The sequence below is a fragment of the Streptomyces sp. ICC4 genome, from assembly GCF_003287915.1.
Classification (GTDB): Bacteria; Actinomycetota; Actinomycetes; order Streptomycetales; family Streptomycetaceae; genus Streptomyces; species Streptomyces tritrimontium.
Genome location: NZ_CP030286.1, coordinates 7,192,058 through 7,215,727 on the forward strand (window position 1 = coordinate 7,192,058; position 23,670 = coordinate 7,215,727).

A 23,670-nucleotide genomic window follows, 5' to 3' on the forward strand; every position below is an offset into this window, starting at 1 on the left:
GCGGGCCATCCGCGCGTACGGGGTCCTGGTGCCGGGTCGTCGGGCCGCCAGGAGGCGGGGCCGCCGGGCGGCCCTACAGGGCCGGGGCGGAGGCCTGTGCGGGAACCGCGGCCGGAGCCGGGTTGTCCTCGTCCACCGGGATGCTGACCAGCCAGCGGGTGTCCTTGCGCGGGCGCAGGTACAGCGCCCAGTACAGGGTGGCGACGGCGGTGATCCCGCCGGTCCACAGCAGGTACTGGGTCTCCTGCTGGGTCAGGATGTACGCGAACACCAGGATCAGCAGGACCGGGACGGCCGGCCACAGCGGCATCCGCCAGGCGGCCGTGTCGCGGTGCGCCCCGCGCCGGCTGCCCAGCGCGGCCACCGCCACCAGCAGGTACATGCCGGTCACCGAGACGCCGGTGACCCCGTACAGGGTGTCGAGGTTGACGAAGCACATCGCCGCACCCGGGACGCCGACGAGCAGGGTGGCCACCCACGGGGAACCGAACCGGCCGAGCCGCGAGAGCGCCGCGTTGACGGGCGCGGGCCAGGCCTTGTCGCGGGCGGAGGCGAAGAGCACCCGGGAGTTCTGGATGACCATGACGATGCCGGCGTTGACGATGGCGAGGGCCACGCACAGGCTGACGAAGGTGCCGACGGCGGAGTTGGACCAGGCGGTCACCATCGCGCCGAGGTCGCCGGAGGTCAGCGCCTCGAGGTCGGGGGCGCCCAGGGTGATGGCGATGACCGGGACCAGGATGACGGCGGTGGAGATGGCGAGGGTGGCGAGCACGGTCCGCGGGACGTTGCGGCGCGGGTGCTCCAGTTCCTCGGAGAGGTAGACGGCCGTCGAGAATCCCTGGGTGATGAACAGGGCGATGGCGAGTCCGGAGACGACCATCATCGCGGTGACGGTGGAGGTGCCGCCGGTTTCCGCGGCCACCGAGCCGTGCACGAGGGCGTCCGCGCCGCGCTCGCCGTGCGCGAAGCCGAGGACGGCGACGAGCGCGGCCGCCACGACCTCCAGGACGAGGAAGACGCCCGTGATCCAGGCGTTGGCCCGCAGGTCGAGGAGGCCGGCGAGGGTGGCGAGCAGCATCACGCCGGCGCCGGCGGCCGGGGCCGGTACGTCGACCACGGGGGCGAGGTAGTCGGCGGTGCCCATGGCGATCACGGGCGGCACGATCATCACGACCAGCAGGGAGAGGACGAAGACCAGCCAGCCGGCGAGCCGCCCGGACAGGGTCGACACCATCGCGTACTCGCCGCCGGCGCTGGGGATGAGGGTGCCCAGCTCCGAGTAGCAGAAGGCGACGCCGACGCAGAGCAGCGAGCCGATCGCGATGGTGAGGGCGGTCCAGGTGCCGAGGCTGGAGAAGAGGTCCGGAACGACGACGAAGAGCGTCGAGGCGGGCGTCACGCACGACAGCGTGAGCAGGGTACCGCCGACGACGCCGATGGAACGCTTGAGCTTCTGGGGGGTGGGCCCGGTGGCGGGGGAGAGGGCCTGAGGGGCGCTGATCGTGTCAGACATCGGTGCGGTGTTCCGATCGGCAGATGCGGTGAGTGAGCGCGGGAGCGGTATCGCCTCCGGGGCGGTGGTGGGCAAGAGTGGTTCGGTGGCTCCCGGGCCGACATGCAATCTTCACGAGATCCGCAGGTCAAGAGCTGTTCATGTGCGGATTCCATCGCCAGGACCCGGTCCGGCCGCAGGTTTCCGCGTCAAGACCCCGTAAACGCTGAGCGATCGCCATGTGCGGGAACCGCACGTGACCGCCGGTAAATTTCCTTCCGCTTTGCCGACCTGCCGCGCTCCCGTGTCACGGTCGCCCGGTCTCCCGCCACCTGCGGAGCAGCGTGCCCCAGGCGCCCGGGCTGCAGTGCCCGGGACAGGCGCAGGCGCCCTCGGCGAGGAGTTCGGCGCGCAGCGACCGCGGGGCGCCGGGGTGGTGGACGGCCATGCGTCGAACGGTGGCGTGATCTCGTCCCCGGCGAGCTCGCGCAGCCGGTCCGCCGTGGTCCCGGGGTCGCGGGCTTCCTGGACGCGCGCGTATCCGAGCACCCGCTCGGCCGGGCCGCGGATCTTGCGAGGTGTCATGCCCCTGATGCTGCCAGGCGTCAAGGGACCCGTACGGGGGAGGTCCGCCCGGTACTTGAGCACGAGGCGGCGCGCGAACGGATCGTCCCCGGGGGTGATGGGCGCGCGCCGGACCCCCGGAAGAATCCGGGGTGGGCATGATCGACCACCTGCCCGCCAGCGCACACCGACTCGGGGAGACACCGGTGCAGCACACCCACTCAGAGCGACACCGCCGCGCACGCAGGACGGCCGCCGCGGCCGCCGTCCTCCTGGCCCTGCTGGCCGGGGCCGCCCCGGCGGCGACCGCCGCCGCCGGGCCGGGGGCCTCGGACTCCGCCGCGCGCGGCCTCGACCGCGAGTCCCTCACCCGGCGGCTCGACGCCGTACGCGACGCCGGCATGTACGGGTCGTACGCCTCCGTCCGCGACGGCCGCGCCCGGTGGGACGGCGCCACCGGCGTCGCGGACACCGCCACCGGGCGCCCCACCCGGCCGGGCATGCGCCACCGGGTCGGCAGCGTCCCCAAGTCCTTCACCTCGGTCGCGGTGCTCCAGCTCAGCGCCAAGGGCCGGATCGGGCTCGACCGGCCGGTCGGCGACTACCTCCCCGAGCTGCTCCCGGGCGAGCGCGGCCGCAAGGTCACCGTGCGGATGCTGCTCAACCACACGAGCGGCCTCCCCGACTACGTCGCGGAGGCCTTCCCGTCCTTCAAGGAGAACTCCCCCCGCAGCCTCGACGAGTTCCGCCACCGCACCATCGCGCCCGAGGTGCTGATCGGCTACGGGGTCGGCGCCCCGCAGCTCTTCGAACCCGGCACGGACTGGTCGTACTCGAACACCAACTACCTGCTGCTCGGGGAACTGATCCGCGAGGTCACCGGCAAGGACCCGGAGCGGGTGATCACCGAGAACGTGATCCGCGGGGCCGGGCTGAAGGACACCTACTTCCCCGGCACGGACCCGCGGATCAAGGGCCCGCACTCCAAGCTGTACGAGAACTTCGGCGGGCTCATCGATCCGCCCCGCGACTACTCCGAGTACAACATGACGATGGCCGGCACGGCCGGTGCGCTGATCTCGACCACCCAGGACCTGAACACCTTCTACCGGGCCCTGTTCCAGGGCGGGTTGCTGCCCGCCGCCCAGCTCCGCGAGATGAAGACCGCGGTGCCGGTCAAGGACGGGAGCGGCACCGTGGTCATGGGCTACGGCCTCGGCGTCTACACCGTGGACACCTCGTGCGGCCCGGTGTGGGGCCACGACGGCGCGGTCTGGGGCTCGGGCACCCAGGCGATGTCCACACCCGACGGCAAGCGGCAGGTGGCGCTGGGCATCAACCTGATGGGCTATCAGCGCACGGACGCGCAGGGCCGCCCGGTGCCGCATCCGGTCGACGCGGCCCTGGCCGCCCTGCGCGAACAGGCGCTGTGCGGAGCCGCGCCCCGGGCCGGGGCCGCCGCCGAGCCGAAGGGGCCCGCAGAACCACTGGACACCCTCCTGCTCAAGGGCGCCCTCCCCTCGGCCCCGCCGGCCCCCGGTCAGCGCTTGCGATAGCCGCGCGCGTCCTCGGCGGCGGCCAGCACGGCATCGAGGTCGCCGCCGATCGCCGAGGTCAGGGTGATCGCCACGGCGCCCTCCAGGAACGGCGCGTCCACGATCCGGGCGCCTTCGGGCAGTTGGGAGGGCTCCTCGCCCAGCAGCGACTTCACCGTCAGTACCGCGCTGCCCATGTCGCAGAGCACCGCCACGCCCTGTCCCTCGTCCACGGACCGGGCGGCGGCCGTGATCAGCTCCGCGCTCGTGCCGATACCGCCGTCCGGGGTGCCGCCCGCCACCGCGAGCGGCGCCGGCTCGACCGAGCCGATCAGCGCCCCCGACAGGGCGGCGACGGACTCCGCGACCGCCTTGCTGTGCGAGACCAGGACCACGCCGACCCGGCCGGTACGGGTCTTCGGCGCCGGCCGGTCCGCCGGGGCCGCGGTGACGACCGGCTCCACGGCCGGCTCCCCGGGCGCGAGCTCCGCCCCGGCGGCGTCGACCGCGCTGCGCAGCGCCTCCATCAGCAGGGCCACGGAGTTGGCCCCGGCGTCCTGGTGCCCGACGCTGCGCTCGCCGAGGTAACTGGCCCGGCCCTTGCGGGCTTCGAGCCCCTCGGTGGCGTCGGCGCCCGCGCGGGCCGCCGCTGCCGCCTCGTCCAGGGCCTCGCGCAGCGGGCGGTCCGCCCCGGCGGCTTCGGACAGCGCCTTCACCGCCGGAGCCAGCGCGTCCACCAGCGTGGCGTCGCCGAGCTCGGCGCCGCCCAGCTTCTGCACGGAGCGCAGCCCGGCGCCGAGCGCGGCACCCAGCTCGGCCGCGGTCGGCACCTCGGTGTCCCCGAGCACCTTGCCCGTGCGGCGCAGCGCGGTGCCGAACAGCGGGCCCGACGCGCCGCCCACGGTGTTCGTCAGCGTCGTGCCGGCCAGGGTCAGCAGCGCCCCGGGGGTGGCGGGCCGCTGCTCGGCGACGGCCGCGCCGACGGCGCCGAAGCCCCGTACGAGATTGGCCCCGTGGTCCCCGTCGCCGATGACCGCGTCCAGCTCGGTCAGGCGCGCGCTGTCCCGGCGTACGAGCCGGTTGGTCTCGGCGATCCAGCGGCTGAAGTACGCGGTGTCCAGCGCGGGGTGCGCCGCGGACGGCGCGGACCGCGCGCTCGGGGTCGTCGGCGTGGTCGCGGGCGTGGTCGGCATGGTCGTCATGGTCGTCATGGGGGAGGGCTCCTCGGAGTGGGTTTAGGGAAACGCCCGGTTTACATTCCGAACCCGGAAGCTAAGCCTTTCAGCGCCGATGGTACTGCAGGGGGGACCCTGTGGGAGAGTAGGACGCCGCCGAACAATTATTGTGGGAAAGCCCCGCACCTTATGGTGCGGGGCTTTTCTGCGTTCTGGACCAGATCATTTGTTCCATGCAACGCGTGCGGCGCAGAATGCGGCGGGCAAAATGCGCCGCCGCCGCGCCCGCAGCGTGCGATGATCCGGTTCATGACATCCACGGGAAGGGACCGTGCCGCGTAGAGCGCCGGCGACACTTCGACCGCGTGAGCGGGGCTCGCGCAATCCGTGGGCGCGGTACCGCGATGTCCCAGGACTGTCGGGTGCGGCGAACGCGGCCGTCCGGGTCCTCGAGCGCGACCGCTTGACCCCGGGCATCGTGTCCGTCGCACTCAGCGTGTGGTCCGTCCGAGTCCACGGGAGCAAGCGCCGCTGGAAGCGGTGGGAGTCGGAGTTCACCTGCTCGTGCTGCGGCGAGGGCTGGGCGCGGGACAAGCTGCAGGAAGCCCTTTTCCTGTTGCCGCCGAAAGCCTCCGCGGAACTGCGTGCACGGGTCGAGGCCCTGGACGACATGCTCCTCAACCGAACCCACCACGAACCCCTGACACCAACGGAGTTGGCGTGGTGGCACCGCCGCTGCTGACCGTGTCAGTGGTGTGTGCTGGGATGGCCGGACTCTGAACTCCACTGCTGGGAGAACGAACTGATGCCCGTGTACTCGTCTTTGAACCGCGCCCTGACCGAGGCCTTGGTCGATGTCCTCTGGTTCGTGGAGGGCAGCGAGGACGAGCAGATGGATCCCGACGACGCGGTCAAGGTCTTGGAGGGCGCCGCCCACCTGGTGGGCGACCTGTCGAACGACCAGCGGACCGAATTCCTCGAGCTGCTGGGGAAGATGGCCGCGGAGGAGACCGATCCGTCGCGCCGTGAGTTCCTCGAGGACTTCCCGGAAGCCTTCGGCCTCCTGGACGACGCAGCCTGACCTGCCCCCGTCGGTGGGGCGAAAACGAAAGAACAGGCCCGACTGACCACGCCAGCTGGTCAGCGCCTGGACGGCCGCCGTACGAGGGCGAGCAGATGCATGCTGGTTACGGCTGAGCGGCTGAGCGGCTGCGGCCACCAGGCCGCCGGGCCTGACGGTCCGGTGTGCTCCCGCCATGCTCGTGCCCGGCCCGAAGGATCAGGTAGCTGGCAGAGGGGACCGAGCAGGAGCACCGCGTCGATCGATTCGTCCTCCCGGTCCAGTTGCTGCGCGTCCCCGACCAAGGCCGTCAGCCCAGGGCCGGGCCTGGCTGACGTGCCGCTGCACGGGATCGACCCCAGTGACCCGGTATCCGTCGTCCGTGAGCCACCGGCGTGCACGCCGGCCCCCTGCCGACATCCAGGATGTCCGCGGGCGGGGCCGGAAGGTGTCGACGCAGCGGCTCCTGGGTCCGGACCAGCTCGAGCGTCCCGATCGTGCGGCCCGAAGTGAGACGGGCGGCCCTCAGGGGTGAACGGCGCGGACGTGGCCGGCGGAGAGGTGGAGCTCGTACGGCAGGCAGCAGTCGGAGCAGAGCGTTGCGACGAGTGTCCCGCAGGGGCACATCTGGTTCATCCCGCCGTCCGGAGTCGCTCCGCAGCAGGCGGCGGACGCGTGCCGCAGCTCCAGGCCGCGGGCGTCACCCGGGTTGATGACGATGTTGCCCCGCGGGCCCCGCGACACCAGCGGCTGCCCGTGCACGTCGCTCTTCGCCCCCCGACGCGGCATCACGGGCCCGGGTGCTCGGGCGACCACCAGGGGCGCTCCGTACGGCTCCGTCTCGATCGCGTAGCAGCCCGGAGGCACGGTGGCCGGTGACGGGCCGGGCTCGTCGGCGTCCCACCACGCGTAATACGGAGCCTCGGGCACCGCGGGCAGTCGTGTGAGTGCCTCGGTCAGGGAGACTCCACACGTAGCGCACACGAAAACCACCGCTCCGGCCTCCGTGGCTCCCTGGGCGATGTCGCCGGCAAAGGCGGGCTGTCGGTGCTCCGACAACCCTGTCGGCGGCCGTGGCAAAGTCCAGTTGTGGAGCCAGTTGAGTCCGGACCGCACCATCAGTTTCAACTCGGTGCGCTACTCGACCCCGCCGGGCTATACCGGCGCGAGGGTGTGGTGCCGGGGCGTCAACGGCAGAGTCGACCAGGCCCGCGGTCTTGCGGCCACGGCAGGGCGGTTTGCCGACGGCGACCTGCTCGCGATCCTGGGACACATCGCGGACAGCAAGCCCGCCGGAGGGCAAGTAAGCAACGACCCCAGGAGAGTTGAAGCCCAGCCGAACAGGGTCAGTCGCCGAGGAATGTCGGCGTACACCCGAACATGGCTCTGGCAAGATTTTCGTAGGCGAAGATCATCTCGTCAGGAGGGGCAGTCGGTCTGCGCGGCGGGCAGTCTTTGACTGTGCCCTGGTGAACTGGTCGGTCTGTTGCCGCAGTTGGCTGATGTCCTCGTGGACTCGGTCGAGGTCTCTGATGCTGTGGTGGCGGTCCGGGCCCGCACGAGATCCGGTGTTCCAGCGGGATGTACGGGATGCGGACAGCTCAGCGGGTGGCGCCACAGCCGCTATGTACGGCGCCTTTCCGACGTCACGCTCGCAGGCAAGCCTTTACGCATCATCTTGTCCGTACGCCGTCTGTACTGCGAAAACATGGCCTGCTCGAAGGCGACTTTCGCCGAGCAAGTACCGGGGCTGACCGTGCGCTACCAGCGGCGGACACCGGCGTTGCAGCGCCTGGTGGAGGACGTCGGAGTCGTGCTGGCCGGCCGGGGCGGTTCCCGGATGCTTCGGATGCTGAACATCAGGCTTTCGCGGGTCGCCGTCCTGTCCCAGCTGATGCGGGTGCCGTTGCCGCCGCTGGTTGCGCCGCGGGTGCTGGGGGTGGACGACTTCGCACTCTACGGCGACACCTACGGAACTCTCCTGGTCGACGCCACCACGCGGCTCCCGCTTACGCTTTGGGAAGGACGCGACGCGGAACGGCTCGGCCGCTGGCTCCGCGAACACCCAGGGGTTGAGGTCGCCTGCCGCGACGGCTCCCTCGCCTACCGGCAGGGCATCACCGTCGGCGCCCCGGACGCCGTGCAGGTCAGTGACCGCTTTCACCTTTGGCAGGGCCTCTCCCGCCGAGTCCAGGACATCGCCTCCACCCACCGCGGCTGCCTGCCCGCAGCACTGCCTCCGATCAACGACACCGCTGCCGCACCGGTCGAGGAGTGCGTCGAGAACACCACCGAGGACACGCTGGCCGAGCGTCACGCTCGAAGGCTTTTCGAAGCCGTTCAGGCTTTGACCCGCTCTGGCCGGAGCCACAGCTCCGTGGCCCGGGAGCTCGGCCTGAACCGCCGCACCGTCAGCAAGTACGCCCGAGCCCGCACCTGGCAGGAGGTCGTGCGGCGCCCTCCACGCAAGTTCTCTACCCTGGATCCCTACCTCGACTACCTGCAGCAACGCTGGGACGAGGGACAGCACAGCGCCAAGATCCTGCACGAAGAACTGCAGACCAAGGGCTATCCCGGCCACTACCAGCGCGTGAAGATGGCCGTCGCACCGCTCAGGCGGGGCCTGCCTCTGGACGAGCCCCGCGAGCGGCCGCCCTCACCACGCGAAGCCGCCCGATGGATCACGACCCACCCTCACCGGCGCAGCCCGCACATCAACGACCGCCTGCCCCGCCTCCTCGACCACTGCCCTGAACTCAGGACCGCGCACGACCTGGTCCGCCGGTTCGCCGACATGCTCGACAACCGCGACGCGACATCCCTGCCCAAGTGGCTGGACGACCTCGCGAACACCGGACTCGCACCGCTGACCGGCCTTGCCAGGGCCCTGCGCGAAGACCGGGATGCCGTCACCCAGGGCATCACCACCCCCTACAACTCCGGGGTCAACGAGGGCCGGATCACCGACGTCAAGCTGCAGAAACGCATCATGGCCGGACGCGCCGGCGTCCGTCTCCTCAGACACCGCGTCGTCCTGATCGCCCACCTCCGACGACGCTATGCCGACCGGCCGACCATCTCACCGAGATGATCTTCGCCTACGAAAATCTTGCCAGAGCCCCGAACATGCACCGGTCGGTACGAATCAAAGTGCACGCCCTCTGTCCCGTACTCAGCGCGCGGCCCGGTCTGCAGCTTCTCGGGTGATGTCGGCGTAGAGGCGGAAGAGGGCTGGGCGGGCTTCGCCGCCTTCTCGTTCGTGCAGGACCGCCCAGCACCGGGCGACGAGCTCCCGGGCCTGGGTGCCGGGCCAGGGCTGGGGCAGGAGCTGAGGCGGCAGCAGCGGGTCGGGCTCCATGGCGCGGGTGAGTTCGGCGGCCAGCTCGACCGCGATGGTGAGGAGTGAGGATGAGGAGAGTTCGGCAGGGCCGGTGAGCCGGGCGAGGCGGGGCTGGGTGATGCGGCTGAGGCGGTGGTAGCGGTCGGCGATCTCCTGCAGGGACCACAGGCGGCGGGCGAGTTCGACAGGCTCTTGGGTGTCGCCCTTGCGCAGGTCAGTCGTGGTGAGGAGGGTGAGCGCTTCGTCGGCGCCGAGGCGGTGGGCCGCTTCTTCGACGTACGGTTCCCAGGCGTTGGCGCAGACGTACAGTCCGCCCTGGAGCGGGGCGCCGCCGAAGTGGACGAGGGTCTCACGCAGGGCGTCCCGGGCCGTGCGGGCCGATTCGGGCACCGCGAAGGCCGCCAGGTGCCAGACACCGTCCCAGGGCGCGAGCCCGGCGTCTTGCTGGAACGCGTGCCGGAGGAAGTCCGCGTTGGGGGCCAGGGCACGCGTGGTGTCCGCGGTCGCGTGCAGCTGCGCCTTGCGGCCACGGCCCTCGTGGGTGAACCGGCCCTCGGCCACGAGGCGTTTGGCGCACAGCCGCACCTGCTGGTCGCTCATGCCCAGGGTGTTGGCGACGGTGTAGAGCTCGTCCGCGCCGACGGTGCCGTCCTCGCGGATCAGCGCGTGGACGAGCATGCGGGTGGGGACCTCGACGTGGTCCGCCTCGGCGCTCACAGTTCTTTCGCCCCTCTCGTTCCGACGGTGCGACGCATGGTGGTCACCGCGCCGAACCCCAGCAGCCCGCGCAGGTAGGGCGTGCGCTCGGTCCCCACGGCCGTGAAGCCGCGCCGCTCGTACAGGGCCCTGGCGCGCGGATTGGTGTCGATCACATCCAGTCTGATCTCCCGGCAGTGCTGCTCCGCCGCCACGGCGGCCACTTCCTCGATGAGCAGGCTCCCTACACCACGCCCGCGTATGCCCGGGTCCACGGCGATGCCGTCCATGACGAGCTGTCCGGGGGCCGGGTGGCGTTCGAACAGGGCGAGGAGCAGGAGCCTGGGCAGCCCCCGCAAGTGTCCGTACACGCGCAGCACGGCGGAGGCCGATCCCCCGGTGAGGGCACGGCCGCCGAGCTGGTAGCCGGCGAGGCCGACGAGCTGCCCGTCGAGGATCGCGCACACCGCGCGATCAGCGTTCAGGTGGGCGGCGATGAAGGGCACCGCCTTGTCCGGCGGGTTCAGCGCGGGGCCGAGTTTACGGCCGAAGGCGGCCCAGTACATCTCGGCCGCCCGCCGCTCGGCGCCGGCCGGAAGGCCCCGCCGGACCGTCACCGGTCCAGCACCGGTGTCCGTCGTGTCCGTTCCCATGCCGTGCCCTCTTCTCTCACTGCAACCCGGAACTCAAAACTATCACGCTTACAACGATCGTACTCGTTCTGATAGTTTCAGGTTCGCTCACCTGAACAGAGGCGGTCAGATCCCATGCATCCAAAGATCCAGCCCCGACGGCGCGGGCTCCGCACAGCCGTGTGGTCACTCGTCACGGCCCTGGTCGTGGCCGCCGGTCTCGTCAGCGTGGTGCTGTGGCAGCACTCCTACGCCATGGACGAGCAGCGGGTATCGATCCGCCACGGCGGCCACATCCTCAACGGAGTACTGACCACCCCCAAGGACAGCCGCAAGCACCACGGCCTGGTCGTGTACGTCCACGGCGACGGCCCCGTCGACGCCACCCATGACGACGGGTACAAGCCCCTGTGGGAAGCGAACGCCAAGGCCGGCTACGCCTCCCTGTCCTGGGACAAGCCCGGCGTCGCGGGCGCGCCCGGGAACTGGCTCGGCCAGTCCATGGACGACCGGGCCGACGAGGCAGCCGCCGCCATCGCCTGGGCGCGCACCCGCCCGGACATCGACGGCGAACGGATCGGGCTCTGGGGCGCCAGCCAGGCGGGCTGGGTCCTGCCGAAGGTCGCAGCCAAGACGCCCGTGAGCTTCGTCATCGCCGTCTCGCCCGCGATCAACTGGCTCCAGCAGGGCCGCTACAACCTCCTCGCCGAGCTGCGCGCCGACGGCGCGCCGGCAGCCCGTACCAACGCGGCGATCGCCAAGAGCGACACGACCCGACGGCTGCTGGAACGCCACGCGACCTTCGAGGAGTACGTCAAGGCCATGGGCGGCGACGCGGACGGCATGACCGACGATCGCTGGGGCTTCATCTCCAAGAACTACACCGCGGACGCCACGCAAGACCTTCGCGCCCTGCGCGGCGTACCGGTGCTGCTGGCCCTCGCGGGTCATGACATCAACGTAGACATCGCCGACACGGAGCGCGTCTACCGCGAGGTGCTGGACGCAGGCGGTGCCTTGACGGCCAAGCGCTACCCGGACGCGACCCATTCATTGCTCAAGCAGTCCATCGAGCAGTCGGACCTCAAGATCACGCTCACTGCGCTCTTCTCGCCCCGCTCGCTCTTCGCGGACGGATTCCTGGACGGCCAACGACAGTTCCTCAAGGAACTCGAACAAGGCGGCAACGCCACCCCGTGACAGTCCGGCAAGATCGGCCATGACGCGTGGTGCACGTTCGCGAATACGGCCCGCTGCACTTTGAAGCGTACGCCGACAAGGAACCACACATACAGGTGCGAACCGCGCTCGACGACCTGGCACAACTCGCGGGCCTGAGTGACCCACTCGCCACCACAGGCGGCCGGAAGCCGGTCGAGTTCCGCCAGCAGCAACGGCATCTGCCGCTGGTTGAACACAGCGTCCCCATACGGAGTCAGGACCCAGAGCACCGGAAAGTCCGCCGAGTCCAGATCCGCGAAGGCAGCGGTCCACTCCACACCGGCCGGAACGATGTGCCCGTGCATGGTGATGATCAGGTTGGCGAGGGTGTCGAGGGTGGAGCCGAGCGGGTGTGCGCTGGTTGCGGCGGCCGCGCGTTCATCGCGGATAGCGAGGAGTTCTGGGAGGACGCGGATCCTGGCGAGGCCTGCTGCCCGTGCGGGAGCGAGAAGTTCGAGACCGCGGTCGCGTTCTCCCTAGCCGGTGACGGGTCGGTCCGCGGTGCCAGAGGGACGGGGCCGCGGGAGTGTATGTCGACTGGAAGATCGACTACGGGCCCTCGGATCACCTCCTGACCATGGTCTAGGTCTGCGGAGCGACCGTCCGAACAGGCTGCGGTTCGCAGAAGGTCCCGTCCCGGAAGCTGTCCGGCGGGGTGCCGCGGAGATCTCGGCGTGGGCCGACGGCACAAGCGGTTGACCTGACCGGCCTGAGGGCTGGTTCTACGAGCCCCGCCGGGGGTGGCGGGGCCCGTAGAACGTGCCGTCGCGGAGCATGGCGAACCGCACGCTGATGCGTTGGCGGGCGGGGTGGAGACGGGAGTCGTTCGTTCACGGCTTCGGGGTCACCTTGGCGCCGCCGCTGTGATCGATGTCGATGAAGAAGCGTCGAGGATGCGCGGATGTGTGGCTCGCCGAGCGAGGCGTTGTCGAGGCTCCTGGGGGATGGGCCGATGTCGAGGGCCTGACCGGCCGCTCACCGCCAACGAGGTCGCGCACTCCTGGGCCGGTGAGGTGTTCACTGACGAGTGCTTGGACGTGGCCCAGCAGGTACGGCAGGCCTTGGGCTGCTGGATCTCCTCGACGACTCCTGGGCGACGTGCGAGATCCGGTTCGCGGACCAGGGATCGGAGGGGCCTCTGCCCGCCAACCTGTTGTGGGACGGCTAGTGCTGTGACCGGAAAGGTCCACCGGGTCACGGCGCCCGGCACGGCACCTCGCCGCGTTGTCGGACCACCGAAGTACGTCCAGTACAAGCGGCGGCCCTCCGCCCGGGGGCCCCTCCCAGCGGTAGCTGGGGGAGATGCACCGCACCGGACACCGCGACCCGGCAAACCTTCCCGGTCACAGCACTAGCGCCGACGGCTCGAGACAGATCGGGACGCCGAGGCCGTCACCTCCTCCCTCTGGGTCGACCGGTTCGAGGATCGCGACACCGCCGCGACGGCGTTCGCCGAGCTGCTTGGGAACGCGAAGCGTGTGACTTCCGATGTCGCGTCAAGACGACGTCGCTACTCGGCTCGGCACAGATCTTGGGGAGGGGGTTGAACCACTGAGGCTTGGTCATCGCTCATTGCGGTGTAAATCGTCACGATCGAGGCGACAGTCTCGATTTGAACCGGCCCAACGATCCGCAGCCACGCGAGTTCACAGAGTCCGTCGAACCGCCGGACATGGTCAGCGGTGTCCGCGGGCCATGGGTGCGGTAGCGCCGGGAGGTGGATCAGGGAGATCTCGTCGATGAAGCTGCCGGCGATCTGTGGGGGCTTGTCGACCGAGACGTGGTGGAGGTTGGAGAGGGAGATGACTACGTCCGGCTTCCATGGCCCTCCCTGAGGGTGATCTCCAGGGAGTCTTCCTCGGCGAAGGCGTCGAACGAGACGCGCCTGATGGAGTAGCCGACGCATGGTGCGAGGTGCGTGGCGCCTCATTCTTGTCCGTCACAGCGAGAGGCTACGAGCACCGGTGGCCTGCGGGTGTCGGGCGGTGCACCGTGTGCCTGGCCGTGCCGTCCTCTTGTGTGAGTACGAAGGCCGGCGCCACCCCGGGCCGGTGAGGGTACGGGGGTGCGGGGGGTCGTGTCGCGTCGATTTTGAACCTTCGGGGGGTGTCATGTAGAGTCAAACGGTTGCCTGGAACTGGACAAGTTCGGCAACAAGCCCCCAGAGAAGCAATTCCGAGTGGGCACCCTCGACTCCTCATCCAGGAATCTGAAGCCGGGAAATCCGGTGGAAAACTTCTGATAGAGTCGGACTCGCCGGAAAGGGAAACGCGAAAGCGAAGAACTGGAAAGCGAAACCCGCTTCGACCGGGAATCGGACACGAAAGAGTCTGATAGAGTCGGAGACACAAGAACGAAAGAAGCGCCCGGAGGAAAGCCCGAGAGGGTGAGTACAAAGGAAGCGTCCGTTCCTTGAGAACTCAACAGCGTGCCAAAAATCAACGCCAAAAAGTTGATACCCCGTCCATTTCGGTGGATGAGGTTCCTTTGAAAAAGACCTGTGAGGTCGCGGTTCTGCCCCACCCTAGCCGCCCGTCCCCCCCCGGGTCCGGCGGGGGACGGGCGGCTAGGGTGGGGCCCCTGAGCGCTACCGACCGCCCGGGGGCCCGATGAAGATCCTCATCTCCGCCGACATGGAAGGCGCCACCGGCGTCACCTGGCCCGCCGACGTGCTGCCCGGGACTCCGCAGTGGGAACGCTGCCGCACGCTGTTCACCTCCGACGTGAACGCCGCCGTCCTCGGCTTCTACGACGCGGGGGCGGAGCGGGTCCTCATCAACGAAGCCCACTGGACCATGCGCAACCTGCTGCTGGAGCGGCTCGACGCGCGCGCCGAGATGCTCACCGGCCGCCACAAGTCCCTCTCCATGGTCGAGGGCGTCCAGCACGGGGACGTCGACGGCATCGCCTTCGTCGGCTACCACACGGGCGCCGGCGCAGAGGGCGTGCTCGCCCACACCTACCTCGCCAACTCCATCACCGGGGTCTGGCTCAACGGGATCCGCGCCAGCGAGGGAGTGCTCAACGCGCACGTCGTCGCCGAGTACGGGGTCCCGGTCATCCTCGTCACCGGAGACGACCTGACCTGCCTCGACGCCGCCGGCTACGCCCCGGACGCGGTGACCGTCGCCGTCAAGGACCACGTCTCGCGCTACGCCGCCGTCTGCCGCACCCCCGCCCGCACCGCCGCCGACATCCGGGCCGCCGCCAAGGCCGCCGCGCCCCTGGCGGTCCGTCACGAACCGGTGCGCGGAGGGCCGTTCACCGTCGAGGTGGAGTTCGACGCCGAACATCTGGCGATGGCCGCCACGGTGGTGCCCGGGGTCGCCCGCTCGGGCGAGCGCAAGGTCGCGTACACCAGCGCGACGATGTACGAGGGGATCCGGACCTTCAAGGCGGTCACGACGATCGTCTCGGCAGCGGTGGAGGAACAGTATGGATGACATGTCCGACCCCAATCCCGGCTCGGTGCTCGAATCCCCGGTCGACGGGACGGCGCTCGACGAGGCCGTCGAGTTCACCTCCGGGCTGATCCGGATCGACACCACCAACCGGGGCGGCGGCGACTGCCGGGAGCGCCCGGCCGCCGAGTACGTCGCCGAGCGGCTGGCCGCCGCCGGCCTGGAGCCGGTGCTGCTGGAGCGCACCCCGGGCCGCACCAACGTGGTGGCCCGGATCGAGGGCACCGACCCGGGCGCCCCCGCCCTGCTGGTCCACGGCCACCTCGACGTGGTCCCGGCCGAGGCCTCCGAGTGGAGCGTCGACCCCTTCTCGGGCGAGGTCCGCGACGGGGTGGTCTGGGGCCGCGGCGCCGTCGACATGAAGAACATGGACGCGATGGTGCTGGCCGTCGTACGGGCCTGGGCGCGGGTCGGCGCCAGGCCCCGGCGGGACATCGTTATCGCCTACACGGCGGACGAGGAGGACAGCGCGATCGACGGATCGGGTTTCCTCGCCGAGCGCCACCCCCACCTCTTCGAGGGCTGTACCGAGGGCATCAGCGAGTCCGGGGCCTTCACCGTGCACACCGGACCCGGCCGGGCCCTCTACCCCATCGCCGCCGGTGAACGCGGTACCGCCTGGCTGAAGTTGACCGCGACCGGCACCGCCGGGCACGGCTCCAAGCCCAACCGGTCCAACGCCGTCAGCCGGCTCGCCGCCGCGGTGGCCCGCATCGGCGCCCACGACTGGCCGGTCCGCCTCACCGACACCGTCACCGCCTGCATCACCGAACTCGCCGCCCTGCAGGGCATGTCGGTGGACCCCCGGGCCCCGGGCTTCGACCTCGACGGGGTGCTCGCCAGACTCGGCCCGGCCGCGGCCCTCGTCGAGGCGACCGTCCGCAACAGCGCCAACCCCACCATGCTCAGCGCCGGTTACAAGCTCAACGTCATTCCCGGCACCGCCACCGCCTACGTCGACGGCCGGATGCTGCCCGGCGGCGAGGCGGAGTTCGCCGCCACCCTCGACGCGCTCACCGGACCCGACGTGCGCTGGGAGTTCCACCACCGGGAGGTGGCCCTCGAAGCCCCCGTGGACGGGCGGACGTACGGGATCCTGCGCGAGTCCGTCGAAGAGTTCGCCCCCGAGGCGCACGTGGTGCCCTTCTGCATGGCGGGCGGCACCGACGCCAAGCAGTTCTCCCGCCTCGGCATCACCGGCTACGGCTTCTCCCCGCTGAAACTGCCGCCGGGCTTCGACTACTGGTCCCTCTTCCACGGCGTGGACGAGCGGGTCCCCGTGGACGCCCTGCACTTCGGCGTCCGGGTCCTCGACCGCGCACTGCGCACCCTGTGATGGAACTCCGCACGGCTCCCTACGGGAGCTGGCCCTCGCCGATCGACGCGGCGCTCGCCGCCCGCCTCGACGGCCGGCCCGAGTACCTCGGCGCGCTCGGCCCCGAGGTGTGGTGGACCGAGCCCCGGCCGGCCGAAGGAGGCCGCCGCACCCTGGTCCGGCTGCCCGCCGACGGCGGACCCGCCGCAGGCGTGCTGCCGGCGCCGTGGAACGTGCGCAGCCGGGTCACCGAGTACGGTGGCCTGCCCTGGGCCGGGGCCGAACGCCCCGCCGGAGGGCCGCTGGTGGTGTTCGCCCACTTCGCCGACCAGCGGCTGTACGCGTACGAGCCGGACGCGCCGGGCAGCCCCGCCCCGCGCGCCCTGACCCCCCTCTCGGCGGTCGGCGGCGGGCTGCGCTGGGCCGACCCGGTGCTGCGCGGCGACGAGGTCTGGTGCGTGCTGGAGGAGTTCACCGGCCCGGCGCCGACCGACGTGCGCCGGGTCCTGGCCGCCGTACCGCTGGACGGTTCGGCCGCCGGCGACCGGTCCCGGGTGCGGGAACTGACCGACGGGCGGCACCGGTTCAGCACCGGGCCCCGGCTGTCCCCGGACGGGCGGCGGGCGGCCTGGCTGGTGTGGGACCACCCCCGGATGCCGTGGGACGGCACCGAGCTCAGGTTCGCCGACGTCACGCCGGACGGCCTGCTCACACGGCCCCGTACCGTGATCGGCGGCGCTGACGAGGCGGTCGCGCAGGTCGAGTGGGCCGCTGACGGGACCCTCCTCGCGGTGAGCGACCGGGGCGGCTGGTGGAACCCGTACCGGGTGGACCCGGAGACCGGCCGGGCCGTCAACCTGTGCCCCCGGGAAGAGGAGTTCGGCGGGCCGCTCTGGAAGCCCGGGCTGCGCTGGATCGCCGCGCTCCCGGCGGGCGCAGCGGGCTCCGGGGGCGTCGCCGGCTCCGGGGGAGGCGCCGTCGCCGTCCTGCACGGCCAGGGCGCGAGCGTGCTCGGCGTGCTCGACCCCGACAGCGGGGACCTGGTGGACGCGGCCGGCCCGTGGACGGCCTGGCAGCCCACGCTCGCCGTCAGCGGCACCCGGGTCTACGGGGTCGCGGCCAGCCCGCGCAGCGGGTACGAGGTGGTGGAGCTGGACACCGCGACCGGCCGGGCCCGCGCGGTCGGCGGCCCGCCGCAGGCGGACCCGGCGGACCCGGCGGACCCGGCGTACTACCCGGAGCCGCAGAGCCGGACCTTCCCGGGCCCGGGCGGCCGGGAGATCCACGCCCACGTCTACCCGCCGCACCACCCCGTGCTGCGGGCGCGGGCGGACGAGCTGCCCCCGTACGTGGTGTGGGCGCACGGCGGCCCCACCGACCACGTGCCGCCCGTACTCGACCTGCACATCGCCTACTTCACCTCGCGGGGCATCGGCGTGGTCGAGGTCAACTACGGCGGCTCCACCGGCTACGGGCGCGCCTACCGGGAGCGGCTGCGCGACCAGTGGGGCGTGGTGGACGTCGAGGACTGCGCGGCCGTGGCGCGCGCCCTGGCCGCCGAGGGCACGGCCGACCCGGACCGGCTCGCGATCCGGGGCGGCAGCGCGGGCGGCTGGACGGCGGCGGCCTCGCTGGCCGCCACCGACCTGTACGCGTGCGCGGCGATCATCTACCCGGTGCTGGACCTGCTCGGCTTCGCCGAGGAGACCCACGACCTGGAGTCCCGCTACCTCGACGGCCTCGCGGGGCCGCCGCAGACCCTGGCGCTGCGCAACCGCGAGCGCTCCCCGGTGGCCCGGGCGGACCGGATCACCGCGCCGTTCCTCCTGCTCCAGGGCCTGGACGACCCGGTCTGCCCGCCCGCGCAGGCGCGCCGACTGCTGGACGCGATGCGCGGGCGGTCGGTGCCGCACGCCTACGTCGCCTTCGAGGGCGAGGGGCACGGCTTCCGGCGCGCGGACACGATGGTCCGGGCGCTGGAGGCGGAACTCTCGTTGTACGCGCAGGTGTTCGGAATCGAGCGGACGGACGTCCCCCGTTTGGCCCTGTCCGACTGAGCCCCGGGGCGGGCAGGGGCGGACGATGGGGGCATGACCACCCCTCATGCGTCCAAGGGCCGATCCAAGGGGCGCGGGCCGATCACGCCGGGCCGCGCCGGGATCGCCGTGATCGCGGTGCTCACGCTGGTGTTCATCTTCGAGAACACCCGCTCGACCAAGATCCGGCTGCTGATCCCGCAGGTGACGATGCCCCTGTACGTCGCCCTCCTGATCGCGGCGGTACTGGGCGGGCTGTGCGGGGCCTATCTGGCGCGGCGGCGCAGGTAGCGGGTCCGGCAGCACCCGCGCCCGATCCCGCCCGCGCCCGGCCTCGCCCGCGGCGCCGGGCCGGTCAGCCCGCCTGGAGCCAGACCCGGAGCGGGCCGATGGCGGCGAAGCCGTGGCGCAGCGCCGTGTCGAGGTCGTCGCCGGACTCGTAGCCGACGACCGCCAGACCGGGCCAGAGCGAGGCGATCAGGGTCAGCGCGCCCGCCCAGGCCTCGTCGTCCGGGGTCCCCTCGGCGCAGAACACGTTGGAGACTCCCACGAGTTCACCGGTTCGGTTGGCGGCGGCGCCCGCGACGATCCGGCCCTCGGTGTCCCGGCCCGCGAGGAAGGCGATGTCCCCGGAGTGCCCGGTCAGCAGCTCCGGGTGGAACAGTCCGGTGCTCTCCTCGCCGTCCCAGGCGCTCTCCCACGCCTCCAGCTCGGCGGGGCCGGCGACCCGGCTCCACTCCAGGGCCGGGGCGGCGCCGGGAGCACCCGCCGGGCGGTGGATCCACTCGGCGCCGAAGAGGACCTCGAAGCCCGCCGGAGCCAGGTCGAGCGAGGCGAAGCTGTCCTTGACGGAGGCGCGCTGCGAGGCGGTGTCGATCCCGGCGACCAGCGCGGCCGCGTCGGTGTCCCGGGTGAGGGTCACGGCGTCCGGATAGTAGGGCGGGGTGGGGCGCGGACTGCTCCAGGCCTCGGCGCTGAACCCGCCGTCGCGGCTGACCGCCGCGCACCACGCGGCGTTGTTGTGGGCGGCCGCGAGAAGGAGCTCTTCGGTGTTCGGGGTGATGATCACATCGGGATCCTGCCACAGCACCGGCCTGGAACGATGAGGGTTTTCGCCGGGGTTCCGCCACGCCGACGGCGCCCGGCGGGACCGTGAACGCCGGGCGATCGCGGCCGAAACGCCTCCTCCAGGGGCTCGCCATCGCACAGGATGAGTCCATGCGAACCCTCGTGCTCCTCGACGCGCCGTCCAACCTCGGGCTCCGGCCGCCCGCGCCGGGCACCGTACCCGGCGTCTACAAACTGGCCGGCGCCCTGCGCGAGCAGGGCCTGCTGGCCCGGCTCGGCGCGCGCGAGGGCGGGGTGGTCGTCCCGCCGCGCTACGACCGGGGCGACTGGAAGGAGGGCGACGGCGTGTTCCACGCCGGGCCCCTCGCCGCGTACACCGTCGCCCTCGCCGACCGGATCGAAGGCCACCTGAGGGCCGGGGAGTTCCCCGTAGTCCTCGGCGGCGACTGCTCCATCCAGCTCGGCGCCTCGCTCGCCATGCGCCGGATCGGGCGGTACGGGATCGCCGCGATCGACGGCTCCGCCGACTTCCGCCACCCCGGCAACGAGGCCGTCAACGGGCCCGTCGGCGCGGCGGGCGGCGAGGAGCTGGCCCTGGCCACCGGACGCGGCCAGGCCGGCCTCGCCGACCTGGAGGGCCTCGGGCCCTACGTGCGCGACGAGGACGTACGGCTCTTCGGACTGCGCGACGGGGACCCGGACCTCCTCGAGCTGCGCGCCGCCGGGATCTTCGCCGCCACGGTCGGGGCGATCCGGGACCGGGGCGCGGGTCCCGTGGCACGGACCGCCCTGACGGGGCTGCAGCCCCCGGCCACCGCCGGGTTCTGGGTCCACCTGGACGCCGACGTGCTGGACCCGTCGGTCATGCCGGCCGTCGACAGCCCGGACCCCGGGGGCCTGATCCCCGATGAACTCGCCGAGCTGCTGGGGGTGTTGATCAGCTCTCCGCGCTGCGTCGGGCTCAACGTCACCATCTACGACCCGGACCTGGACCCGGAAGGCCGCGCCGGGGCCCTGCTCGCGGACCTGGTGGCGGGGGCGTTCGCGTAACGGCCGCCCCGGGCCCCGGGCTTCACGGCCCGGGGCCGTCGGGAGCGCCCCGCGCCTCAGACGCCAGACGTCAGACGCCCCTCGCGCCGTCGATCCGCTCGCGCAGCAGGTCCGCGTGGCCGTTGTGCCGCGCGTACTCCTCGATCATGTGGACCAGCACCCAGCGCAGCGAGACCTCGCCCCGCCAGCCGTCCTTCCCGGACACCTCCAGATCGGGCGCCCGCTCCGCGAACGACTCGGCGAACGCCACCTCCGCCCGCCACGCCTCCCAGGACCGCTCGGCCTCCCCGGGCCCGGACACCGCGCCGTCGAAGTCCCCGTCGGGGTCGGCCGCCGAGGAGAACAGGGCCGGCGCGTCCTGCCCGGCCAGCACCCGGCGGAACCAGCGGCGCTCCACGTCCGCGAGGTGGCGGACGAGCCCCAGCAGTGACAGGGTGGACGGCTCGACCGACCGCTCGGCCAATTCCGGCCCGAGCCCCGCGCACTTGAGCTCCAGCGTGGCCCGCTGGGCCCCCAACATCGATGCGAGCATGCGCCGTTCGTCGCCGGTCGCGGGCCCCGCGAACCGGCTCTCGGACTCGGGTCCGGCGAAGAGTCCGGCCCGTCGGCTGCGCTCGCTCATGCCCCGATCCTCGGTCACCGGCCCTGGCCGCGCAGGGCTTTGCGTAATCCTGACCGGTGGTGATGCGCCGAATCCCTGTGCACCGGCCGCCGCGGCGTGTTCCATTTCCCCATGGCCACCACCGTCCGCCGTTCCGTCCTGACCCTTCCCGCCGCCCCGCTGGGTCCCGAGAACCCGCTGCCCGCCCTCCGCCCGCCCGGCGGCGTGCACGAGCTGGACGACCGCTCCCGCGAGGGCCTGCCGCGCGACATGGCACGCCAGATCGGCTACGAGCCGCTGCGCTCGCTGCTGCCCGTACGGGTCCTGGACGGGTACCGGCGGCGGCGGGCCGAACGGGACGTGGAGACGATCGTCATCGAGAACGCGCATCTACGCGCCACCGTCCTGCCGGGCCTCGGCGGCCGGATCCACTCGCTCGTCCACCTCCCCACCGGGCGCGAGCTGCTCTACCGCAATCCGGTGCTGCAACCCGCCAACTTCGCGCTCAACGGCGCCTGGTTCTCCGGCGGAATCGAGTGGAACCTCGGCGCCACCGGCCACACCACCCTGTCCTGCGCCCCGCTGCACGCGGCCCTCGTACCGGCGCCCGACGGGGGCGTGATGGTGCGGTTGTGGGAGTGGGAGCGGCTGCGCGACCTGCCGTTCCAAGTGGACCTGTGGCTGCCGGAGGACTCGGAGTTCCTCTACGTGGGCGTCCGCGTGCGCAACCCGCACGAGCGGCCCGCGCCCGTGTACTGGTGGTCCAACATCGCCGTGCCCGAGGACGGGGGCACCCGCGTCCTGGCGCCCGCGGACGAGGCCTGGCACTTCGGGTACGAGCGCTCGCTGCGGCGGATCCCCGTACCGGGGTGGGAGGGCGCGGACCGGACGTACCCGCTGCGCAGCACCTACCCCGCCGACTTCTTCTACGAGGTCGAGGAGGGGGCCAGGCCCTGGATCGCCTCGCTCGACGCGGACGGGCGGGGACTCGTACAGAGCTCGACGGCCCGGCTGCGCGGCCGCAAGCTCTTCGTGTGGGGCGCGGGCGAGGGCGGCCGGCGCTGGCAGGAGTGGCTGACCGAACCGGGAACGGGCGGCTACGCGGAGATCCAGGCCGGGCTGGCCCGGACCCAGCTGGAGCACGTACGGCTGGAGGCCGGGGCGGAGTTCAGCTGGCTGGAGGCCTACGGGGCGCTGTCCGCGGACCCGGCGGCCGTGCACGGGGACGACTGGGGGGCGGCGCGCGCCGCGGCCGGGGCGGCGCTGGAGTCCGCGCTGCCCCGGGCGGCCGTGGACGCGGCGTACGAGGCGTGGCGCGCGTGCGCCGACTCCGAGCCGGGGGAGCGGCTGGCGGCCGGCTCCGGCTGGGGCGCGCTGGAGGTGCTGTGCGGGGGCCACAAGCTGCCGGGCACCCCGTTCGGGGAGGACACGCTGGGCGAGGACCAGGTGCCGTGGCTGGAGCTGTGGCGCAGCGGGGTCTTCCCGGCCCCGCGCAAGGTGGCGCCGCCCGGGCCGAGCCTGGTCGCCCCGCACTGGCGGGACATGCTGGAGACGGCCCGGGCGGACCCGCTGACCGAGTACCACCTCGGGGTGGCGCAGTGGCACGCCGGGGACATCGCGCAGGCGGTGCGCAGCTGGGAGCGCGGGCTGGCGCTGGCCCCCTCGCGGTGGCCGCTGCTGAGGTGCATGGCGGTGGCGGACGATCTGGCCGGGGATCCGGAGCGGGCGGCCCGCTGGTACGCGGAGGCCTTCGAGGACCTGGCGCAGGAGAGCCGGGGCGGCGCGGGCTGGCTGGCCGCGGAGTCGGCGCTGGGCCGGGAGGCGCTGGAGTCCCTGCTGGCGGCGGGACTGCTGCCGCAGGCCCGCTCGGTGTGGGACCGGCTCCGCCCCGCCCTGCGCGACGAGGGCCGCTTCCGCCTGGCCGCGGCCCGCCTGCTGGCGGCGGAGGGCCATGTGGGAGCGGCCCGCCGGGTCTTCGAGGAGGGCTTCGAGCTGCCTGACCTCCGCGAGGGCGAAGAGATCCTCTCGGAGGTCTGGTCCACGCTCACGGACCGCCCGCTGCCGCCCCGGTACAACTTCCGCATGCGGCCGCCGGGGGGCTGAGCCGGCTCGGCGGGCCGAGCCGGCTGAGCGGGCCGGCCCGGCGCCCTACGCCGCCTACGCCGCCGGCGGGGCGGGCGGGGCGGGGACCCCCCCGTCCGCGATCAGGCCCGCGAGGACCGCCCCGCCCCCCGCCATCCCCGCCGTCTGGGGGCGCATCCCCACGGTGCTCTCGCTCTTCAGGCCCCCGGGCGGCCGGTGCCGCCTGGCGATGCCCCTCCCCTGCCCTCCCGTCACGACCGCCCCCCGGCCGGCCGCCGGTGTGAGGCGAGCCCGAGCACCGCCCCACCCGAACTCCCGGTCGGCGGGGGCGTTTTCGTT

Annotated in this window: 19 protein-coding genes, 1 rRNA gene and 1 pseudogene; 12 read left to right on the forward strand and 9 right to left on the reverse strand. The window is 72.3% G+C overall.

Annotated elements, in window-relative coordinates; genetic code table 11:
- Positions 1-73: 73 nt before the first annotated feature.
- Positions 74-1,516, reverse strand: coding sequence for an APC family permease (locus DRB89_RS33750; RefSeq protein WP_112451982.1), 1,443 nt, complete (start codon positions 1,514-1,516; stop codon positions 74-76).
- A 286-nt stretch (positions 1,517-1,802) separates the two neighbouring features.
- Positions 1,803-1,943 (reverse strand): hypothetical protein, encoded by a 141-nt coding sequence (locus DRB89_RS43320; RefSeq protein ID WP_162688831.1) that lies wholly within the window; start codon positions 1,941-1,943, stop codon positions 1,803-1,805.
- A gap of 322 nt (positions 1,944-2,265) precedes the next feature.
- Between DRB89_RS43320 and DRB89_RS33755 the strand changes: the two genes are divergently transcribed.
- Positions 2,266-3,615, forward strand: coding sequence for a serine hydrolase domain-containing protein (locus tag DRB89_RS33755; RefSeq protein ID WP_239516466.1), 1,350 nt, complete (start codon positions 2,266-2,268; stop codon positions 3,613-3,615).
- Here DRB89_RS33755 and DRB89_RS45215 read toward each other — a convergent pair.
- Together DRB89_RS45215 and dhaL are read right to left on the reverse strand one after the other, a co-directional pair.
- Positions 3,600-4,121 carry a PTS fructose transporter subunit IIA gene (locus DRB89_RS45215; RefSeq protein WP_239516899.1) on the reverse strand — a complete coding sequence of 174 codons (522 nt, stop codon included), beginning with the start codon at positions 4,119-4,121 and terminating at the stop codon, positions 3,600-3,602. The genes DRB89_RS33755 and DRB89_RS45215 overlap by 16 nt on opposite strands.
- Positions 4,110-4,715: pseudogene (gene dhaL / locus DRB89_RS45220) on the reverse strand (dihydroxyacetone kinase subunit DhaL); the annotation flags it as partial. The pseudogene dhaL and the gene DRB89_RS45215, both read right to left, overlap by 12 nt.
- Positions 4,716-4,819: 104 nt before the next feature.
- Between dhaL and rrf the strand changes: the two are divergent.
- The 3 genes from rrf (at position 4,820) to DRB89_RS33775 (ending at position 5,850) form a co-directional block, all read left to right on the forward strand.
- Positions 4,820-4,926: ribosomal RNA gene (rrf, locus tag DRB89_RS33765) — 5S ribosomal RNA — on the forward strand.
- A 321-nt stretch (positions 4,927-5,247) separates the two neighbouring features.
- Complete coding sequence (locus tag DRB89_RS33770) at positions 5,248-5,511, forward strand: hypothetical protein (RefSeq protein WP_162688832.1); 264 nt, start codon at positions 5,248-5,250, stop codon at positions 5,509-5,511.
- A gap of 63 nt (positions 5,512-5,574) precedes the next feature.
- On the forward strand, positions 5,575-5,850 hold the full coding sequence (locus DRB89_RS33775) for a hypothetical protein (RefSeq protein ID WP_112451985.1): 276 nt from the start codon (positions 5,575-5,577) through the stop codon (positions 5,848-5,850).
- Positions 5,851-6,354: 504 nt separating this feature from the next.
- On the opposite strand, the gene DRB89_RS33780 is transcribed toward DRB89_RS33775, so the two are convergent.
- On the reverse strand, positions 6,355-6,759 hold the full coding sequence (locus DRB89_RS33780) for a hypothetical protein (RefSeq protein WP_112451986.1): 405 nt from the start codon (positions 6,757-6,759) through the stop codon (positions 6,355-6,357).
- Between the two features lie 580 nt (positions 6,760-7,339).
- On the opposite strand from DRB89_RS33780, the gene DRB89_RS33785 reads away from it, so the two are divergent.
- Entirely contained in the window at positions 7,340-8,920 is a 1,581-nt protein-coding gene (locus DRB89_RS33785) for an ISL3 family transposase (protein ID WP_239516467.1), read from the forward strand.
- Positions 8,921-9,001: 81 nt separating this feature from the next.
- Here DRB89_RS33785 and DRB89_RS33790 read toward each other — a convergent pair whose 3' ends face one another.
- The gene (locus DRB89_RS33790; protein WP_112454079.1) at positions 9,002-9,847 is read right to left on the reverse strand and encodes a PaaX family transcriptional regulator C-terminal domain-containing protein; all 846 of its coding nucleotides are present in this window, start codon (positions 9,845-9,847) and stop codon (positions 9,002-9,004) included.
- A 35-nt stretch (positions 9,848-9,882) separates the two neighbouring features.
- Entirely contained in the window at positions 9,883-10,518 is a 636-nt protein-coding gene (locus DRB89_RS33795) for a GNAT family N-acetyltransferase (RefSeq protein WP_112451988.1), read from the reverse strand.
- A gap of 114 nt (positions 10,519-10,632) precedes the next feature.
- Between DRB89_RS33795 and DRB89_RS33800 the strand changes: the two genes are divergently transcribed.
- The 5 genes from DRB89_RS33800 to DRB89_RS33835 all read left to right on the forward strand — a co-directional run bounded on the left by DRB89_RS33800 (position 10,633) and on the right by DRB89_RS33835 (position 18,821).
- Positions 10,633-11,697 carry an alpha/beta hydrolase gene (locus DRB89_RS33800; RefSeq protein WP_112451989.1) on the forward strand — a complete coding sequence of 355 codons (1,065 nt, stop codon included), beginning with the start codon at positions 10,633-10,635 and terminating at the stop codon, positions 11,695-11,697.
- 2,630 nt (positions 11,698-14,327) lie between these two features.
- On the forward strand, positions 14,328-15,161 hold the full coding sequence (locus tag DRB89_RS33820) for a M55 family metallopeptidase (protein WP_112451324.1): 834 nt from the start codon (positions 14,328-14,330) through the stop codon (positions 15,159-15,161).
- A gap of 1 nt (position 15,162) precedes the next feature.
- Positions 15,163-16,515 (forward strand): M20/M25/M40 family metallo-hydrolase, encoded by a 1,353-nt coding sequence (locus DRB89_RS33825; RefSeq protein ID WP_112451323.1) that lies wholly within the window; start codon positions 15,163-15,165, stop codon positions 16,513-16,515.
- Positions 16,515-18,551 (forward strand): prolyl oligopeptidase family serine peptidase, encoded by a 2,037-nt coding sequence (locus tag DRB89_RS33830; protein WP_112451322.1) that lies wholly within the window; start codon positions 16,515-16,517, stop codon positions 18,549-18,551. Before DRB89_RS33825 ends, DRB89_RS33830 begins: the two co-directional genes overlap by 1 nt.
- A gap of 33 nt (positions 18,552-18,584) precedes the next feature.
- A complete protein-coding gene (locus tag DRB89_RS33835; RefSeq protein ID WP_112451321.1) occupies positions 18,585-18,821 on the forward strand; it encodes a LapA family protein in 237 nt (78 codons plus the stop codon).
- Positions 18,822-18,885: 64 nt separating this feature from the next.
- Here DRB89_RS33835 and DRB89_RS33840 read toward each other — a convergent pair whose 3' ends face one another.
- Positions 18,886-19,599: a hypothetical protein gene (locus DRB89_RS33840; RefSeq protein ID WP_239516469.1), complete on the reverse strand. Its 714-nt coding sequence runs from the start codon at positions 19,597-19,599 to the stop codon at positions 18,886-18,888.
- Positions 19,600-19,748: 149 nt separating this feature from the next.
- Between DRB89_RS33840 and DRB89_RS33845 the strand changes: the two genes are divergently transcribed.
- Complete coding sequence (locus DRB89_RS33845) at positions 19,749-20,648, forward strand: arginase family protein (protein WP_112454376.1); 900 nt, start codon at positions 19,749-19,751, stop codon at positions 20,646-20,648.
- 70 nt (positions 20,649-20,718) lie between these two features.
- On the opposite strand, the gene DRB89_RS33850 is transcribed toward DRB89_RS33845, so the two are convergent.
- Positions 20,719-21,270 (reverse strand): DinB family protein, encoded by a 552-nt coding sequence (locus DRB89_RS33850; protein ID WP_112452800.1) that lies wholly within the window; start codon positions 21,268-21,270, stop codon positions 20,719-20,721.
- Positions 21,271-21,381: 111 nt separating this feature from the next.
- Between DRB89_RS33850 and DRB89_RS33855 the strand changes: the two genes are divergently transcribed.
- Positions 21,382-23,352 carry a DUF5107 domain-containing protein gene (locus DRB89_RS33855; protein ID WP_112454374.1) on the forward strand — a complete coding sequence of 657 codons (1,971 nt, stop codon included), beginning with the start codon at positions 21,382-21,384 and terminating at the stop codon, positions 23,350-23,352.
- Positions 23,353-23,670: the final 318 nt, after the last annotated feature.

Coding starts and splice junctions, on each gene's coding strand:
- DRB89_RS33790 (WP_112454079.1), bottom strand. CDS start 9,847: ATGCTCGTCCACGCGCTGATCCGCGAGGACGGCACCGTCGGCGCGGAC.
- DRB89_RS33850 (WP_112452800.1), bottom strand. CDS start 21,270: ATGAGCGAGCGCAGCCGACGGGCCGGACTCTTCGCCGGACCCGAGTCC.
- DRB89_RS33855 (WP_112454374.1), top strand. CDS start 21,382: ATGGCCACCACCGTCCGCCGTTCCGTCCTGACCCTTCCCGCCGCCCCG.
- DRB89_RS33835 (WP_112451321.1), top strand. CDS start 18,585: ATGACCACCCCTCATGCGTCCAAGGGCCGATCCAAGGGGCGCGGGCCG.
- DRB89_RS33775 (WP_112451985.1), top strand. CDS start 5,575: ATGCCCGTGTACTCGTCTTTGAACCGCGCCCTGACCGAGGCCTTGGTC.
- DRB89_RS33795 (WP_112451988.1), bottom strand. CDS start 10,518: ATGGGAACGGACACGACGGACACCGGTGCTGGACCGGTGACGGTCCGG.
- DRB89_RS33820 (WP_112451324.1), top strand. CDS start 14,328: ATGAAGATCCTCATCTCCGCCGACATGGAAGGCGCCACCGGCGTCACC.
- DRB89_RS43320 (WP_162688831.1), bottom strand. CDS start 1,943: ATGGCCGTCCACCACCCCGGCGCCCCGCGGTCGCTGCGCGCCGAACTC.
- DRB89_RS45215 (WP_239516899.1), bottom strand. CDS start 4,121: ATGGAGGCGCTGCGCAGCGCGGTCGACGCCGCCGGGGCGGAGCTCGCG.
- DRB89_RS33800 (WP_112451989.1), top strand. CDS start 10,633: ATGCATCCAAAGATCCAGCCCCGACGGCGCGGGCTCCGCACAGCCGTG.
- DRB89_RS33825 (WP_112451323.1), top strand. CDS start 15,163: ATGTCCGACCCCAATCCCGGCTCGGTGCTCGAATCCCCGGTCGACGGG.
- DRB89_RS33830 (WP_112451322.1), top strand. CDS start 16,515: ATGGAACTCCGCACGGCTCCCTACGGGAGCTGGCCCTCGCCGATCGAC.
- DRB89_RS33845 (WP_112454376.1), top strand. CDS start 19,749: ATGCGAACCCTCGTGCTCCTCGACGCGCCGTCCAACCTCGGGCTCCGG.
- DRB89_RS33750 (WP_112451982.1), bottom strand. CDS start 1,516: ATGTCTGACACGATCAGCGCCCCTCAGGCCCTCTCCCCCGCCACCGGG.